At 25.7% G+C, this 16,801-nt stretch carries 26 protein-coding genes; 18 read left to right on the plus strand and 8 right to left on the minus strand.

What is annotated here, in order from left to right; all coding sequences use genetic code 11:
- Window positions 1-278 precede the first annotated feature (278 nt).
- Window positions 279-1,079, plus strand: a complete 801-nt coding sequence (locus K5V21_RS01150) for a CPBP family intramembrane glutamic endopeptidase (protein WP_221858433.1) — start codon at window positions 279-281, stop codon at window positions 1,077-1,079.
- Window positions 1,080-1,352: 273 nt separating this feature from the next.
- Window positions 1,353-1,595: a GNAT family N-acetyltransferase gene (locus tag K5V21_RS19295; protein ID WP_307495161.1), complete on the plus strand. Its 243-nt coding sequence runs from the start codon at window positions 1,353-1,355 to the stop codon at window positions 1,593-1,595.
- A gap of 91 nt (window positions 1,596-1,686) precedes the next feature.
- Here the strand turns inward: K5V21_RS19295 and K5V21_RS01160 are convergent, their stop codons facing one another.
- The gene (locus K5V21_RS01160; protein ID WP_221858434.1) at window positions 1,687-1,941 is read right to left on the minus strand and encodes a hypothetical protein; all 255 of its coding nucleotides are present in this window, start codon (window positions 1,939-1,941) and stop codon (window positions 1,687-1,689) included.
- Window positions 1,942-2,132: 191 nt separating this feature from the next.
- Here K5V21_RS01160 and K5V21_RS01165 point away from each other — a divergent pair, with 191 nt between their 5' ends.
- Both K5V21_RS01165 and K5V21_RS01170 read left to right on the plus strand, forming a co-directional pair.
- On the plus strand, window positions 2,133-2,543 hold the full coding sequence (locus tag K5V21_RS01165; protein WP_221858435.1) for a universal stress protein: 411 nt from the start codon (window positions 2,133-2,135) through the stop codon (window positions 2,541-2,543).
- Between the two features lie 340 nt (window positions 2,544-2,883).
- Window positions 2,884-3,294, plus strand: coding sequence for a universal stress protein (locus K5V21_RS01170; protein WP_204593300.1), 411 nt, complete (start codon window positions 2,884-2,886; stop codon window positions 3,292-3,294).
- A 209-nt stretch (window positions 3,295-3,503) separates the two neighbouring features.
- Here the strand turns inward: K5V21_RS01170 and K5V21_RS01175 are convergent, their stop codons facing one another.
- The 4 genes from K5V21_RS01175 to K5V21_RS01190 all read right to left on the minus strand — a co-directional run bounded on the left by K5V21_RS01175 (window position 3,504) and on the right by K5V21_RS01190 (window position 5,519).
- The gene (locus K5V21_RS01175; RefSeq protein WP_221858437.1) at window positions 3,504-4,034 is read right to left on the minus strand and encodes an NUDIX hydrolase; all 531 of its coding nucleotides are present in this window, start codon (window positions 4,032-4,034) and stop codon (window positions 3,504-3,506) included.
- A 25-nt stretch (window positions 4,035-4,059) separates the two neighbouring features.
- Window positions 4,060-4,455 (minus strand): hypothetical protein, encoded by a 396-nt coding sequence (locus tag K5V21_RS01180; RefSeq protein WP_221858439.1) that lies wholly within the window; start codon window positions 4,453-4,455, stop codon window positions 4,060-4,062.
- A 28-nt stretch (window positions 4,456-4,483) separates the two neighbouring features.
- The gene (locus K5V21_RS01185; RefSeq protein WP_221858441.1) at window positions 4,484-5,110 is read right to left on the minus strand and encodes an HD domain-containing protein; all 627 of its coding nucleotides are present in this window, start codon (window positions 5,108-5,110) and stop codon (window positions 4,484-4,486) included.
- Window positions 5,111-5,276: 166 nt separating this feature from the next.
- The gene (locus K5V21_RS01190) at window positions 5,277-5,519 is read right to left on the minus strand and encodes a DUF4318 domain-containing protein (protein WP_221858443.1); all 243 of its coding nucleotides are present in this window, start codon (window positions 5,517-5,519) and stop codon (window positions 5,277-5,279) included.
- 400 nt (window positions 5,520-5,919) lie between these two features.
- Between K5V21_RS01190 and K5V21_RS01195 the strand changes: the two genes are divergently transcribed.
- The 8 genes from K5V21_RS01195 (at window position 5,920) to K5V21_RS01230 (ending at window position 10,900) form a co-directional block, all read left to right on the plus strand.
- A complete protein-coding gene (locus tag K5V21_RS01195; protein WP_221858446.1) occupies window positions 5,920-6,480 on the plus strand; it encodes a sigma-70 family RNA polymerase sigma factor in 561 nt (186 codons plus the stop codon).
- The gene (locus K5V21_RS01200; protein WP_221858448.1) at window positions 6,473-7,108 is read left to right on the plus strand and encodes a hypothetical protein; all 636 of its coding nucleotides are present in this window, start codon (window positions 6,473-6,475) and stop codon (window positions 7,106-7,108) included. Before K5V21_RS01195 ends, K5V21_RS01200 begins: the two co-directional genes overlap by 8 nt.
- 278 nt (window positions 7,109-7,386) lie before the next feature.
- Window positions 7,387-7,788, plus strand: a complete 402-nt coding sequence (locus K5V21_RS01205; RefSeq protein ID WP_221858450.1) for a DUF5684 domain-containing protein — start codon at window positions 7,387-7,389, stop codon at window positions 7,786-7,788.
- Between the two features lie 144 nt (window positions 7,789-7,932).
- Window positions 7,933-8,313: a hypothetical protein gene (locus tag K5V21_RS01210; RefSeq protein ID WP_221858452.1), complete on the plus strand. Its 381-nt coding sequence runs from the start codon at window positions 7,933-7,935 to the stop codon at window positions 8,311-8,313.
- A gap of 312 nt (window positions 8,314-8,625) precedes the next feature.
- On the plus strand, window positions 8,626-8,859 hold the full coding sequence (locus K5V21_RS01215; RefSeq protein WP_221858454.1) for a hypothetical protein: 234 nt from the start codon (window positions 8,626-8,628) through the stop codon (window positions 8,857-8,859).
- A 122-nt stretch (window positions 8,860-8,981) separates the two neighbouring features.
- Window positions 8,982-9,275 (plus strand): hypothetical protein, encoded by a 294-nt coding sequence (locus tag K5V21_RS01220; RefSeq protein ID WP_204593308.1) that lies wholly within the window; start codon window positions 8,982-8,984, stop codon window positions 9,273-9,275.
- Window positions 9,276-9,450: 175 nt separating this feature from the next.
- Complete coding sequence (locus K5V21_RS01225) at window positions 9,451-9,771, plus strand: hypothetical protein (RefSeq protein ID WP_221858455.1); 321 nt, start codon at window positions 9,451-9,453, stop codon at window positions 9,769-9,771.
- Window positions 9,772-10,312: 541 nt separating this feature from the next.
- Complete coding sequence (locus K5V21_RS01230) at window positions 10,313-10,900, plus strand: hypothetical protein (protein WP_204593310.1); 588 nt, start codon at window positions 10,313-10,315, stop codon at window positions 10,898-10,900.
- 136 nt (window positions 10,901-11,036) lie between these two features.
- Here K5V21_RS01230 and K5V21_RS19485 read toward each other — a convergent pair whose 3' ends face one another.
- From K5V21_RS19485 to K5V21_RS01240, 3 genes are all read right to left on the minus strand, one after another.
- A complete protein-coding gene (locus K5V21_RS19485) occupies window positions 11,037-11,159 on the minus strand; it encodes a hypothetical protein (protein WP_280637762.1) in 123 nt (40 codons plus the stop codon).
- 62 nt (window positions 11,160-11,221) lie between these two features.
- The gene (locus K5V21_RS01235; protein WP_221858456.1) at window positions 11,222-11,527 is read right to left on the minus strand and encodes a hypothetical protein; all 306 of its coding nucleotides are present in this window, start codon (window positions 11,525-11,527) and stop codon (window positions 11,222-11,224) included.
- Between the two features lie 130 nt (window positions 11,528-11,657).
- A complete protein-coding gene (locus K5V21_RS01240) occupies window positions 11,658-12,005 on the minus strand; it encodes a hypothetical protein (protein ID WP_221858457.1) in 348 nt (115 codons plus the stop codon).
- Between the two features lie 191 nt (window positions 12,006-12,196).
- Between K5V21_RS01240 and K5V21_RS01245 the strand changes: the two genes are divergently transcribed.
- From K5V21_RS01245 to K5V21_RS01270, 6 genes are all read left to right on the plus strand, one after another.
- A complete protein-coding gene (locus K5V21_RS01245) occupies window positions 12,197-12,991 on the plus strand; it encodes a conserved phage C-terminal domain-containing protein (protein WP_221858459.1) in 795 nt (264 codons plus the stop codon).
- Window positions 12,992-13,309: 318 nt separating this feature from the next.
- A complete protein-coding gene (gene dnaB, locus K5V21_RS01250) occupies window positions 13,310-14,596 on the plus strand; it encodes a replicative DNA helicase (protein ID WP_221858461.1) in 1,287 nt (428 codons plus the stop codon).
- Window positions 14,597-15,065: 469 nt separating this feature from the next.
- A complete protein-coding gene (locus K5V21_RS01255) occupies window positions 15,066-15,284 on the plus strand; it encodes a DUF1659 domain-containing protein (protein ID WP_221858463.1) in 219 nt (72 codons plus the stop codon).
- Between the two features lie 126 nt (window positions 15,285-15,410).
- Window positions 15,411-15,632, plus strand: coding sequence for a DUF2922 domain-containing protein (locus K5V21_RS01260; RefSeq protein WP_204593316.1), 222 nt, complete (start codon window positions 15,411-15,413; stop codon window positions 15,630-15,632).
- 446 nt (window positions 15,633-16,078) lie between these two features.
- Complete coding sequence (locus K5V21_RS01265; protein ID WP_456264107.1) at window positions 16,079-16,294, plus strand: CDI toxin immunity protein; 216 nt, start codon at window positions 16,079-16,081, stop codon at window positions 16,292-16,294.
- Between the two features lie 76 nt (window positions 16,295-16,370).
- Entirely contained in the window at window positions 16,371-16,700 is a 330-nt protein-coding gene (locus tag K5V21_RS01270; RefSeq protein WP_221858467.1) for a hypothetical protein, read from the plus strand.
- Window positions 16,701-16,801 lie beyond the last annotated feature (101 nt).

Consider the following 16,801-nt stretch of genomic DNA (forward strand, 5'->3'; position numbering starts at 1 on the left):
TTCTTTCTTCAATAGAATTACGACCATTTAAGATATCAAATAAATATGAGACTCTTCTATTGTATTGTTAATATTGAATTGGATAATAAGAAAATTTAAAATATAGATTAATCCATTTAGTATAGAATTTTAAGTTTATCTTTTTACTTTTATTTTGAGTTATATAAAATATTTCTATATATTATATCATATATATAACAAATAGAATAAAGTGGTTTATTTCTAAATTTAAATTGGATAGGTTTAAAGGATTAATTTAAATAAGGGAGAGGATTATTATGGAGAAAAAACTTCTAAATATTAAGGATATTAAAATAAGCTTAGTGTTGACGTTACTATCAGCAATTGGAGGAGGACTTGTTGTATTAGGGCAAATAGATTCTATTCCAACTGAGGTGTCAGCTCAAATAACAAAAACTCAATTAATTATAGTAAGTAGTGTACAAGTAATAATTATGGCATTTGTATTAAGTTTTTTAGGATTAAAATTAGCAAGAGCTACAAATTTAAATAAAGGACTTCTAGGATATATTTATTCTGAAAAAGAAGATAGAAAAGGTAGTTATAAAATTAATTCAAAGAATCTATTAATTTCTATACTAGCAGCTTTTGTATATGCAGGAATAACTGTATTAAGTGAAAAATTTATATGGATACCTAATATACCAGAACTTGGAGGGGGAGCTCATTCTTTTGATTTAATGTATTTACTTTCAGGAATGATGTATGGTGGAATATTTGAAGAAATTATGTTAAGGCTATTTGTTATGTCATTAGTAGTATTTATTTTATACAAGCTATTTGCAGGTAAAAAAGATAAGTATAGTATACCAAGTTCTATTTACTGGATAGCTATAATAATAGCGGGATTATTATTTGGTTTAGGACATTTGCCTGCTACATTAGCTATGTTTGGTACTATCAATTCTATCATCATATTAAGAATGATGATACTAAATGGCATTGCAGCTATAATTTTTGGATGGTTGTATTGGAAAAAGGGTATAGAATATGCAATGATTGCACATATGTTTAGCCATGTATTTATGCAGTTAATCTGGTTACCGATATTGTTTTAATAGTATATAAAGTAGAAGCAGAAATACAAATATAGTATTTCTGGCTTTGATACTTTTATTTCAGAGAAGGAGTCAATTAGAACTAAAAATTTGATAGTTCATAGCAATACACCCCATAGTTACACTATGATAAATGAATTAAACTACTCGATAAATAGGAATTTGCAGAGGTGTTAATATGGAGCTTAGATTGGCTAACATTGATGACTTGCCATCGCTTAAAGCGATATATGAAAAAATAATCGTCTTTATGTTTTAGAGGAAAACAATGAGATAGTTTCCGCATTTTCTTTATGTAATTCAAATACAGGAGCTGAGTATGTGAAATGGGAAAAGAAACATGATAAAGTATTATATATTGATAGGCTTATAGTTAATATCAATTATTCAAGAAAAGGAATTGGAAGTGTAATACTTAATAAGGCGATCGCTCTTGCAAGAGATAAGGGTGCTAAATATTTAAGGCTTTTTGCTGTGGATATAAATAAACCTGCGATAAATCTTTACTATAAATAATGCAATAAAAATATATTAACTTAAAAGTGCACCTCATTAAGTGGATCGTATACAGTCTACTTAATGAGGTATATTTTATTTATAATAAAATTTAATTGTCTAAAGTAATAACTTCTATTGAATTTGAGGGGTTGGTAGGAAGTTTTTTAATATTAATCTTACATTCGGTATAGTCAGGAGAACTCTTTGTTATAATATCATCAGATTTATTTTTATTAGTTGTATATTCATTATTCTCAAAAGCGTTATTTATAATATAGCTATAAGATGTATTAATTGTTTGAGGTTCTAAATTTAAAAATGAATTAAAAAATAGAATAGAACCTAGTAAAATTATTGATTTCAAAAGTACCCCTCCTTAATAAAATACATATCTATCATTATGTATTATATATATTCTGCTAAATTTAAAATATTCAATTTAAATCAGAGTAGAGAAAAACATCATACTATATATAAAGATAGTTCTTTTTTAGATTTATAAAAATAATATTAAATAAATCTAGAATTACTGTGTATTTAAGGTAGGTGGTTTTTATGAAGAGAAAAGTATTAATACCACTAGATGGAAGTAATAGAGATTTAATTTCAATAAACTTCCTAAAAGAAAATTTTAATCCAGAAGATACAGAGGTCTTATTACTAAATGTAGGGGATATAGTTTATGCTCATGGAATTGTTGTATCACATTTAATTTCAATGGAGAAGGAAAATTCAGATAGGACGCTACAAAGAGCTTATGAGATACTAGATGACTTTGATTGCAAGATGGAATTTCAATTTGGATATGTAGATAAAACTATAGTTGAATACTCTATTACTTTTGAGAGTGATATTATAATCATGACTAAGGATACTAGAAAGGCATATATACCTTTCATGAGTTCTGTTACTTGTAAAGTAGTTAAAAAAGCAAAGTGTATAGTAATAGTATTGCCACAAGTTTAGAATAAGTTATAAGTTTAAATATTGCGTGAGGTAGCTGAAAAATTAGTTACCTCATTATTTTATTTTAAGGTATTATTAGACAATAATATTGCCTTGTTGTGCTTTGTGAAAGAATTATTACAACATAAATATAAATATACTAAAGTGAAGTTTTATGGCAAGTAGTTCCCATATTAAAACTAATAAATATTTATTTTTCAAGTTTAAATTTAAGATACCTATTTTTGGTATATATAAATTATTTACTTTAACAGAGCCAATTTTAAAAAGAATATTTTATAAATTTTAGAAGGAAATAGTAAGTAAATATAGAATTATATATAAAAGGAAGGTGATTTATGTGAAGAAAAAAGTATTGCTACCACTTGATGGAAGTGATAGAGATTTAATTGCAGTAAACTTCCTAAAGGAGAACTTTAAGCCACAAGAAACAGAGGTTATATTACTAAATGTAGGGGAAATAGTTTATGCTCATGGTATTGTTGTATCACACTTAATAGGTTCAGAAAAAGAACATGGTGGGAGAGTATTACAAAGAGCTTATGAAATTTTAAAAGATTTTCATTGCACTAAGGAATTCCAATTTGGATATGCAGATAAGGTTATAGTTGATTATGCAATTGATCTTAATGTTGATAGTATAATTATGGCGAAGAATACTAAAAAGAAATTTGTGCCGTTTATTGGTTCAGTAACTTCTAAAGTACTTAAAAAGTCAAAGTGTACAGTGATAGTATTACCACAGATTTAGAGTGAACTATATTAATTAGATTCAGAATGACTTAGTAATTAAATTTAGAGTGAACTGTTAATCAAATTTAGAATAAATTATTAATTGAATATAAGAAGAGGTAGTTAAAAATTTTAACTACCTCTTTATTTTATAATTTTTTATTTGTTAAGTTCAAGGAACAATATTATATCTTTTGAAATTATGTTTATGGCTTTCTAAAATTATATTTATATTTTTTTTATTAAGTCAAAGTTATCTTTAATTGCCTTTAAGGCTAAAGTTTCTCTATAAACCCAAGGACTTATAGTTTTACTAGTAGAATTTAAAATATTTTCATTTGTAGAAATAGCTTCATCTAATGTAATCCAAACTGGATCAAAGCCAAGCTCCTTTTCATAAAGGTCTAACTTTTGAGAAGTCTTTTCATGGGATACTTCACATAAATAGTAGGATGAAACCATTTCAAATATATCACCTATTTTAAAGTGATCTGGATGTCTTTCTATAATTAATCCTATATTATCTTTTACTTTAGTGACTATATATCCAGTTTCTTCTTTAACTTCTCTTTTTAATGTGTCTTCATGTATTTCATCAATAATAGCTCCACCACCTGGAAATTTATAATCACCATTATTAGAATGGACCATAAGAAACTTATCATCTCTAAATATGATACCGCGAACAGCTTCTCTATAGTTTATATTTATTCTATTGTTATTTATCTCTGTTATCCCTAATTTATAATTGAATACCATAAAATCCCTCCAGACGAAACTTAATCTATATAGTATGTGCTAGTTTTATAGTATTATACCACTTATCGTATAAATTTTTCTTAATAAAATAAACTATTACCCCACCAAGTGCCGCGAAAACTACATCCATAATATCAAATGATACATGTCTAGAAATAATTGGGGATATGAATTCAGCAATTATAAGTCCAATGGATGGTGTAATTATAAATAATATTTCATCTATTTTATTTTTATAAATAGATGTATCTGTACATGCCATATAAGCTGACAGAATTATAGGTCCCATTAAGCTAGGGAAAGAATCAGCAATAAAAAAATCAAATATTCCCCTACTATAAATATAAGGTCTGTAGATATTATCCATAAGTAAAAGTATTAATATACAAGTTAATATTAATATAAAACTTTTTTTCTTCATAAGTCACTTCCTTTTCAAATTAAATTGATTAATTTTGTTTTATACACAACAATTCTTCTAAATATTTTTTACTTTCTATTATCCATGAATGAGGATATAAAATCATACCATTATCTATAATATAATTTATGTAAGATAGACATGCTTTTTCTAAGGAAATGGATAGATCTTTGATTACTACATCATAAAATGGGGGTATCCCTTCTTGATCCCATGAAAGTTTATCAGAAATAAAAAGAGCCATATCATATTGTGATGGATTGGTTTTTAGAGTTGTGTGACACTCGATAGCAGATAATATAGTTTCATCTTCTATATTGAAATAATTCTTTGCTAGTAATTTTGAAATTCTTTGATGTAAGATAAAAGGATATTTTCTTTCTGATTCATCAATAAATAAATTGTTTTCCATCATATAAGCTAGCATATCATTAGGCTTGATTACTGCACTTATATCATGTATATAGCCGCATATAGCACATATATTTTTATCCAATCCGTACTTTTCTGCTATTTTACTATTTGTACTAGCAACATTAATAACATGTTCTAAAGTTTTTTGTTTATTGTTTTCTGAAAGAAAGTTATTTACATCAACTACTATATCTCCAGTAATTTCTGTAGTATTAACATATTTATAATCATCTAAATTCATTGGTATACCTCACTATATAGAATATTTAAGTGCAATTTATATGTAATTATTTATTGTAGAAATCATTAGTGTATTATATATGATAAGTACATTAATATAGCTTAAAATTAAAACAAGGCAGACTTTTTATAACCGCCTTGTCTTAGGAACTTACTAATTATTTAAATTATATTTCTTTAAAGTCAAGAAACCAACCTGATCGTCCTTTTTGAACAAGCTCACATTTATAATTAACATCATTTATACAGATTATTGCAGGTTTTGTTCTTTGAATAAATTCAAATTTAATATTTTCTTTAGCACAGTATTTTTCGATTTCAATGAAAAATTCTTCTCTATCACTTGGTTTTTCATCTAATTCAACATCAAAACCTTTTTTCAGAAGTTTAGCAAAAAATTCTTTACTCATAATAATATCTCCTTTTTATATCATGATATATTACACAATGGGTTATTATATAACTTATTATATCGTGTTATTTATCTAATTTCAAGATTTTATTGGGAAAATTACATAAAATTACCTTTGATATATTTATATTATAAAAGCTTTATAAGTATGTATACATATATAAGAATTATTGTCTAATAGAGACTATTATTATACAGAATTTAGATATAAAATATATGGTAAACAAGAAAAAATTACCATATATAATGAGGAATTTGTATAAGTTATTCTTTAATACAAATTGCTCATTATATTTGGTATGAAATTTTTAATGCAATCTAGATTAGTTTAAAAAAATGGTCAGAATATAAATTGCTAAACGTCTATATAGTGTAAAGAAAAAGAGGGGAGAAATAATATGACTGAAGACAAGTTAATAGAGGGTATATTAAATAATGATGTTGAAGCCTTTAGCCATTTATTAGACACATATTCGATTATAACTTTAAAGGTTATAAAAAGCATATTAAATAAGTCACACGAGGAAGATTTTATAGTGCAATGTTTTGATGATGTAATCTTAAAAGTGTGGAAAAGTATAGGGGATCACAATAGAAGTTGTGAATTAAAATATTGGATATGTACAATAGCTAAGAATAAGGCACTTGATTATAAAAGGAAATTAAATAAATGTTATGAGATGAAGGAGCTTAAAGATTTTGATATAAAGGATAAAAGTGCAGAGGAAGAATTCTTAATAAAAGAAGAAATGAAAATAGTACAGAAAGTTATGGATAGATTAAAGCCTAAAGAAAAGGAACTTTTTATAGATAAATTTATAATTGGACTAACTCAGAGGGAGCTGGAAAATAAATATATTGCAAATAGCAGTGTTATATATAAACGGATAAGTAGGCTTCGGGAAAAGATTCGGAAAATAAAGGTCGATTTAGATAAGGAGGATAACTGTTATGAGTAAAGGTAATATGATAAGTAAAGAAGAGCTAGAGATGTATGAAAAAACTGAAATAAATGAAGAGTTAGTAGAAAAAGCTAAGAAGAAGAGTAGCGATAGCTTTATGAGAGAAATGTTTAGAAAATCACTTATAGAATTAAAGAAGGAATTAGATGAAGATGAGAAGATTATAGATTATGTTAGAGGCTTTAATAATGAAATGGAAGAAACAAGATTATTTATGTCATTTGTTATACCAGCCTTTTCAAATCCAATATTCTTTAATTGGTCATCAACATCAGCTTTAGTAAAAACAAATAAAAGATTATTTGTAATTGAACTTGATATGTTTAATAAAACAGCAAATAAGTTTGAAATTAATAAAGATGATTTTACAATTTATAAGGATAAGAAATCAGCTACACTTATATTTAAAAGAGATAATTGTAAAGATTATAGTATTCAATTTAATACAGAAAGAGTAGATAGATTTAAGAATTTCTTAGAAGAGTACAATCTTAAAATGGTAAACAAGAAGTTTAAAAATGCTAAAAGTAGAATAAATAAGATACTATTTATAGTAGCTATGATTATGGTTATTGCTGTTATTATAAAATTGATACTTGTAGACTGTCTGCCTCTTATTAAGTAAATATAAAATTTATAATAAATATATAGATAAAATATATAGTAAATAAAATTATAAAAATAACAGAAGTAGTGGGCAATTTATATTATTTTATCAAAAGATACAAATTGTTCATTTTTGATTTATGAAAAAATAAGAATTTTAATATAACATATATGTTAAATAAAGAGCAGTATCAGTAAAGATAGGAATAAATGAAGACTAATATGGGCAAAACCACAGGAATAAAAATTAGTATATGGTAAGAAACTAATAGTATACAAAAGAGGGGAGAAATTAATATGATAGAAAATTTTGATTATGATATGTTTTATTCTACAAGCATTTTAGGAGTCAGCTTTATATTATTAGTTATAATGTATGTTATAAGTGCATATCCGCTTTATAAAATGGCAAAAAAGGCAGATCTTAAAAATAAATGGGTTATGTGGATACCGATAATTAATACATTTAAACTATATAATTTAGCAGGAGTATCAGGATGGCTAGTATGGTTAACATTTATACCTTTTATAGGATGGGTTATAGCAATAATAGTTTTATATAAAATATTTAGTAACTTTGGAGTAGGTATTCTTGGAAGTATATTAGGAATAGTATTTTCAGTAATAGGATTTTGGTACTTAGCATTAAGTAGCAGAAAGTTCATTGCAGATATAGATCCAAAATATAGAGAGGAATAGTTAGTATTTATTTTTGAAAAGTTCTGTATGCAAAATTTTAACCTATTTGTAATTAATTTTAATCAGTTTGTAGAAGAATTATAATTGTAAAAGAATTATAATTAACTTAAAGAAAACGAAGGATAACTAGAGAGGTGATTATATATGTTAAAAGAACAATTAATAAATGCATTATTATGGAATGAAAATGAAGCTGTAGTCAAGAGACTTGAAGAAGAGGCTAGCTTAAATGATATATTTGAAATGGACAATGGAAAAAGAGTTGTAAGAAAAGAAAATGAGAGCTTAGGAAATTACATAGATAGATGTACAACTCAATTAATGAGTAACTTTTCAAGAGAAAAATACGTAATACTTAAAAATCTTTATAAAAGCTATAATGATTCAGGAGATAGTAATGTAGCAATATATGAATCACTTCCAGTTAAGAAATCAAAAGTAGATTATAAAAAGAACGTAGCTTTAGGTTTAGGTGCATTAATTGCAGGAGTAGCTGCATTTAAATTATTTAAAAGAAAAAAATAGATATTTAATATTTAAAAGAAATACTAGCTAACATTTAAAATAAATGTTAGTCTACATATGAAAAATAGGGATTTAGATTATCTAATGATTAGAAATCTAAGTCCCTATTTTTGTAGAATGTTTTAATTAGATTTTGAAAGTATATAGGTACAAGTATATTATAATATATTCTTATTGGATAATATAGTAAAAAAGGTTAAATTTGTATATAATATTATTATACTATAAAGATAAGAATTTCATAAATTAAATGTTTTATAGAGAAAATATTATATTCAAATAAAAAGTTTTAAAAATAGAAGGGATATTTTTATGAATAGTAAAGATATTAAATTACTTTATTCTGCTTTAGGGGCTTTCATGCTTGTATTGTTACAAACTACTGTATTTCAAAATGCTTTAATGTTTTTAAATCTTATTGGAATACCTTATTTAGGTGATATAGCATTAGTACTAATTAATATGTTATCTTGTGTAGGTGTTATTGTTTTTATAATTTCATCTGTGAAGTTAATTAAGAATAATATTAAATTTAAAAATGAATAATCAATTACTTTAATAAAGAATACTAAAGATTTTAATATATACTACATAAAGATAAATTTAAATAACATTAGAAAAAAGCTAAAGGTGGAGCAGATATTTATGTATAAAGGAGGTGTTTAAATTTGGATATAGGTAGAATTATTTTAGCTATAATTGTTATAGCATATTGTACTTATAAGTTAACTAAAAATAATTTAACTAAAGGAAGAAAAAAATTACATGTATTTTGGATACTTTTATTTATTTATAGTATAACTTCATTTGTATTTATAATAAGACCGGAAAACTATACTGAAATAATGAGTATACAATCTTATGGAGCTGTGAGATTTTTAAATGCAACGCTGATAACTTCAGCCGCATTATTAGGAGTTAATATTTTATTTGAGAGTTTTAGAAAAAAACGAACTGCTTAAAATTCTATTAGAATATATTAGTGAAAGTATAAAAAATATTAATATTAGGACTATTAAAATAGCACATGATGATGAAAATCAAGAATAGATTTAGAAAGTAGAGAAGGTAATCTTCTTAATTAGTATGTAATAATGAAAATTAAAAGTTGATACAATGTGATGGGGAGGATTTATTATGAGCATAATGGTAGGTGTAGCAAATATATTTTTAACTATAATATATTTAATCTATTCAATAATATGTAGTAAAAATAAGAAGTCAGTGCCTATTTATTTTAATTTAGATAATTATGAAATTATAGATAAAAAGACTTTCTATCTATATAATTTATTATTTTCATTACTTTCATGTACAGTAAGCATTACTATAGGAATATTAATATCACTTGAATCCATAGAAATATACTTTATAATACTAGTTCCCCTGTTACTGCATAGTATTAATTTTATATTTAAAATGATATGTATTAGTAAAAAAATTATAAGTAAAATATAAATTGACAAAAGGTGCTTAATAGAACTTAAGCACCTTTTATCAATAATATTAAATGCAACTTGTATTTTTTATATCAATAAATATAAGGATAGGTGGAGAATATATACTGGATTTTAGTTATATATAAGTTGAATTCATTTGAAGATATAGTAAACGATAAAGGAAAGTTTAGTAGAACAAACTTATTAAAAGGAATTTGGTAATACCAAAGGATAAAGAAGGAATTTGTTAATAAAAACCCTAAATTAAGCTCTTTATGGTAATTAATATAGTCATTTGCATTATTTATGAATAAAATTACAAATAATACATTAAATGTAATATAGGTGAGAATATTTTAAAAATAATCACAAAAAAATTTGAATAATATCAATTTAATATAGTATTAAATAAACTATTATCAAAAAAATATGTATGTTAAAATTATGTATAAAATTTTAATATAGTTGAAAAAAACTTAGAAATATTATAAACTTATAATGAATTTGAATAATATGTTAAATATATATTAAAACAAAAGAGCGAAAATTGGAGGAACATAATGAGGGGGAAAAAGTTAATAATGTGTTTAGCCGCTGTAGTAGCTATAGGGGCAGCTGTGGCATGCACATCAAGGAACGAAATTGTTGAATTTACGAAAACTAATAATACTACTAGTAAAAAATCTGATGAAGAAATCAGCACAAATAAAGATGTAATATCACAAATAAACATAGAAGATGATTTAGAGGTAGTAGATAAGACTACTACTGATGATGATAATAAGAATTTATCTAATGAGACTAAAGATGTTGTAAAGCAAATAGAAGAGACAGAAATCTTTGGACAAGTTACAGAGAAGCCTGTAATGGATGAAAAGAAAACTAATAAAATAGGTACATATGCAGAAGTAACTATAAAGGATAAATCAAAATTTACAGATGCGAATTTAATAAAGTTTTATAAAGATACTGTAGAAGATTCAAATTATAAATGGGTAACATTAAGATTATCTAGTAAAAAGGGCATAGAATTTACAGGGGAATCATATATATTCAATTACGGAACTTTAGATGATAATGGAAAAGTTATTAATATAGAGGGCAGTGGAAATATTATGGAAGATAAAATAGAATACCAAAAGAAATAAAGACTTCATAATAAAAGATTAGTATATAATATTAAGCATATTATTCAAATGAGAGGATTTAAGATAAAAATTGTTATTAAACAAGGTTATCTTAAGTCCTTTTTTATTTATAAAGGAATAGAGAACTAGTATAATTTTATCCTAACCATTGACCATAGTAAGCAAATACTCCTAAAAGTCCTCCCAATAAGGCGGCAACCACTGAAGCCATTAAAATTACAATTGGCTTATTACACCATTGTTTTAAATTTTCTTTCATATATAATAAATCTCCTAATTAGAATATAAATGATTTAATTTATATATTCTATTATAAGGTATTTATGTATTATTAATCCATAAATATTTATTTTTAAGAAAGGTTACATAAATAATAGAAAATAGAATTCTCCATCCCTTCATAGAATTACCGCATTTAAATTCTATTGTCTCATTATCTGAAATATTAAAGTCTATTTTACTGCTCCTACACCAATCTATTTTTAGGTATATTGTGTGATTACCAGAATTAATATTTATATATTTTATTTCACCACTCTTAATCTCATCACAACAGTTTCCATCTATTATGATTTTATAATTTCTTAATGAATCTCTACATAAATTATCTCTACTAATTCTTAGCATAATACTCCCCCTCAATATATTCATTATTAATATTACTTTAAGGTAAAAATAGTACTTACGATATATAATTTTAAAAAAACTAATTTTAATATTCTTAAAAAATTCTATAAAAGATTATTTAATATAAAGCCTACATATTGCGGTTATTTTGATTAAATTTTTTTTGTACATTCTCTATAACAAAGCCCATAATTGCACCAATAATAATTGAATTTATTAAAGTCCAAATAGCTCCAAACACAGAAAAACTAATTGTATAAACAATAGATGGTAGAGAAAGCATTACAGCAATTAATGAACCTTTTAAAAATCCATTTAATTTGAAATTACTACTTGAAATTAATAAACCAATAATTGTCCAAGTAATAAATGTTGAGACATAAACTGATATATCAATATCAGGTGCAAACAATAAAAATAATATGTTTACCATGCCACCTAATAAGCCAACAATTATTCCAACTATATAATTTTTCATATGTAACCACTCTCCTCATTAAATATAGATTCTTTTAAAATCACTTCATTTTAAATTATAACAATTTTTTCCTGGGACACGTATATACTTTCTAAAAATTTTATTTAAAAACTTTAAAAAATTTTTCTAGTAAATTTAATCTACTGCATATATACAAAATAAGATAAGAAAAAGAAAGGGGTTAAAGCACTATGCAAAACATATTAATTGGATATTCACAAGAGAAGGCAGTAGAATTTGGGTTAGATTTAAAGGATCTAATAATACTTAGGTTTATTTGTACTTTTATAATAAGTAAATCAATATTTAAGAAAAAAATTGATGGACGTGACTTTTATTGGATAAAGACAAGCTACATTATAGAGCAGCTTCCATTACTTAATATAAAGAGCAAAGATATGATTATGAGAAGAGTAAAGAAATTAGTTGAAAATAAGCTTTTAGATTATAGATTAATGAAAGAAGGAGGCACATATACACTTTATGCTATAGGAAGTGAGTATGAAAATTTATTCTTTAAAAATGACAAGGATTCTTTGCGTCCAAAAGGAGACGATAAAAATTTAGGTGGGGGGTCCGAATTTGACGCAGAAGGAGACGATGAAAAATCAGTACCAAAGAATACTAATGCTATAGATACTAAAGAAAAAGATAATAAAAAAATATATAAAAAAAAGATTTGCAAGGAGATTATAGATTTTTTAAATGAGAAGCTAGACACTAATTATAAAAGCATAACAAAGACTACAGTTAGGTTAATAGAGGGACGGCTAGATGAGGGGTACACTGTAGATGATTTTAAAAAAGTTATTGAGAATAAGAAAAAGTCATGGAAAGGAACTAAGTATGAGGCTTATTTAAGACCATCAACTCTCTTTAGGGAGAGTAAATTTGAAGAATATCTCAACGAGAAAGTATACTCAAGGGTAAGTGTACCAGATGAGATATTTAAGGACATGTATAGTGAATTTGATTTTGATATTTAGTAAATTAGATATAGGATTTAGTGGTCAGGAAAAGATTATACTTTAAGTGAGTAGGGATTATTTTATGGATTGAAGTAACTGGTTGTGGAGTTTAGGGGTTAAATTAATTGGTTTTGAGATTTAGGTCTTAACTTTAAGAATCCAAGCAAATAATTTTAAGTTGGTGAGATAAGAAAACAGTTTAGGGTTCAAATCATTACTTTAGCTAGTAGAGGTATTATTTTTAGGGGTTGAGTTTTTTATGTTGATATTAAAGAAATTAGTTTTAGGGTTTAAGATTTCACTTTAAGATTTAAAAGAAAAGGGGTAAATTAGGGTATGGAGATAAAAAATATTGAGGCAGAGGTAGAAGTTTTAGGAGCAATGATTTATAAAAATAGCATTATACCAAAATGCATTGAAAGTCTAAAAGAGGAGGATTTCTATTTAGATAAGCATAAGAGAATATATAGAGCAATAATTACTCTTTATGGGGAAGGGAAGGATATATCCCTTATAACTTTAATCGAGGAGATCTCAAGAAAAGAGCTTGAAAAGTTTGGTGGAGTGAGCTACTTAACTGAACTTATGGGAACTGGAACAGTTATAAATATTGATTCTTATATAGGAATATTAAAGGACAAAAGCTATAGGAGAAGGCTTATAAAGTGCTTGCATAATGGAATTAGAGAGCTGCAAGATGAAACCTCAAATTTAAGAAATATTACAAGTAAGATAGAGGTAGAGCTTATGGAGAATTATACGAGTAAGAGAAGTATGCTTAATGAAAATCAGCTATTTAGTATAACACTAGATCATATGGAAGAGCGATATGCAAATGGTGGTGGAATAGCAGGAATGAAGACAGGCTTTACAAAGTTTGATAATGCTGTAAATGGTCTTCAAAAGGGGGAGCTTACTATAATTGGTGGTAGACCTTCTATGGGAAAAACAGCAATGGCACTTAGTATTGCAGAAGGGTTAGCTGATAATGGGAATACTGTTGGAATTTTTGAGATGGAGATGAATGAGGAGAGTATTGGAATAAGGAGACTTGCGGCAAAGGCTAATATTAAAGCTGATAAGATTAAAAAGGCTGTTTTAAGCGATGATGAGTTTTTTAAGATAACTGAAGTATTTAATAAGGTATCAAAGAGAGGCAAGATATTTACAGATTGTACAAGTGGGCAAGATATATTAAATATAAGAGCTAAATCAACAGCACTAAAGATGGCAGAAGGTTTAGATGCAATTATAATAGACCACTTAGGACTTATGGATATGGGAAGGACAGATAATAGAACACAAGCTATAGGTGATGTAACTAGAGCACTTAAAATCCTTGCAAAGGAGCTTGATATTAATGTTATACTTCTATGCCAATTATCCAGAGCAGTAGAGCAAAGGTCTTGTAGAAGACCAAGGCTTTCAGATCTTAGAGAAAGTGGAAATATAGAGCAAGATGCAGACCTTGTAATATTTGTTTATAGAGATGCCTATTATGAGAAAAGTAGTGATGAGAAGGATATTATGGAGTGGATTATTTCAAAGCAGAGAAATGGAAGGACAGGAATATTAAAGTTTAGATATTTAGAGAATTATCAAAGAATAGAGAATATAGTGTAGCAAAGCATAGAGTATATAGAAAGTATAGATTAGTAAAGTATGTTATAAAAGGTTGAAGTATAGGGTAGAAAATAGAAAAGACATGAGGATTAAAAAATAATTTCTTTAAGTAAGGAAATATAAGACAAGAGGGGTTAACTTATATAAATTAGTGATATAATGAAATTAAATACAATATATGGATTGTATTTGTTATGGTTTATAAAAGTCTAAGAGAATAATATGAGGAGGAGATTATTTATGATGAAACTTATAAGAGAACTAAGTAATAAGGGAATATTATTTAGAGAAAAAAGAAATAAGGTATTTAGAGACGAAAAGATTATAAAGTTATGGATTATGGGTGAAATGAAATAACAATTATATTTATTATATTTGATCTACTATTTTAAAAAAATTAAAAAATAGTAGATCTTTTTTTAGTTTTTTTAGGCTAGTGCATATATGTAAAGTGAAGGGAGTGATAAGTATGATAACAAAAACAATCGACGAGGTAGTTTTAAAAATTACCTACAACAAAGGTAAGGACGATAAGGGTAAGGACATAATTAAATATCAAAGATTTAAGGATGTAAACTTAAATGCAAAAGATGAGGATCTACATGCAGTTGGGGTAGCTTTATCAGAAGTTGTAAACTATCCAGCAGTATCTGTAGAAAGAGAAGAATCTAGCCTGTTATCAGAATAATTAAAGTTATTTTGATTCTATCCTTAGAATTTAATATAGTTTACTTTTATAGAAATTATGTTAAGTCTTTTAAGGATAGAGGCTAGCTTAAAATTTAAATATTAAAAGATTAGGGGGAGAAGGAATATGATACAAAAGTCATTAGTTATGAGTTTTAAGAATGAATTAGAAAAGAAGGTTAACATTACAGTTAAGGATGTAAAGGAAAGTTTAGATAACACAGCTGTTAATGACCTAATGGATTTAATTATTTCAAAGGGTGTTTTTGAAACATCAGGTGGTGCTCTAGTTCAAAAGTTAGATGCTGAAATAATAACTAAAGAAACTACTGATATAGAAATAGTGTAGTAAATTATAAGTAATAGTATAAAATCTCTTACAGATAAATAAACTTTTTTATAAGCAATATTTCCTAAAAATAAATTTACTCAGGGTGCCTAGAAATAGGCACTCTTTTTATTGTATTTAGAAAATCACTTGCTATGCAAGTGTATTCAGATGAGATTTGGCGATGTATTATGTAAAAAACCTCTATTTGTTAAAATAGAATTAGGTTTGCAGCCAAATTCAATAACAAAAGGAGGCATCCATAATGGACAACAATAGTTTATCACACACAAAATGAAATTGTAAATATCACATAGTTTTTGCATCAAAATACAGTAGAAAGAAAAATCAAAATTGCAAAGATACTAAGACAACTATAAATTAGAGAATAAATTTCAATTTACTAAGTGGGGAAGAATTGATTGGAATAAAATTATTAAAAAGATGAAGCACATAATATTTTAGAGATTAAAGAAAAATTGTTGAATAGTAACATGGAGGTTTATATTATATGGGATGAGGTAAATTTACCTATAATAAAAACTGATTTATTTAGTGTAATAGATGTTATTTATGATGTAACAGAAGTAAGTTTTGATACATGGCTATTATCAATAGATATAAAAGAAGTAGTAGAGTTTTATAATGAATCAGAAATAACATGGTCTATTATAGAGAATTGACCTTAAAAATAATGTTTAAATAAAGGATAGGTTCATACATATACAAGAGAAAAGTTTAAATAATGAGGTGAAATAAATGTTAATTAGGTTATTTGCATATGCAAGTAATAAAGATGAGGCTAAACATATTTTTGAAAGTATAATAATAGATATTGAAAATAATATAGTACATAAGAAATATACGAAAAATGAGCCTTATTGGAAAATGGGTGGTATATATGAAGTTGAGGTGAATATTGAACTCACTAGAGATTTTAATGAACTAAAACGAGATGAATTCCTTAAAAGTATATCAGATAAATGGTTAGCTTTTGGAGAGCCTATAGAAGAAGTTCTTGCATCTAATACTATTAAAGATTGTAGATACATAAAGAGTGGTATAAAAATGATTAATATATTTTATTAAATTCATAAATATTTTGAATTCTTTATCGTACTTTTCCCATTTATAATAAATTTTCTAGGCTAATTGCTTTTAGAGAAAAAAGTTAATATGGTGAGGAGAGA

This window comes from Clostridium sardiniense (assembly GCF_019753795.1).
Lineage (GTDB): Bacteria > Bacillota > Clostridia > Clostridiales > Clostridiaceae > Clostridium > Clostridium sardiniense.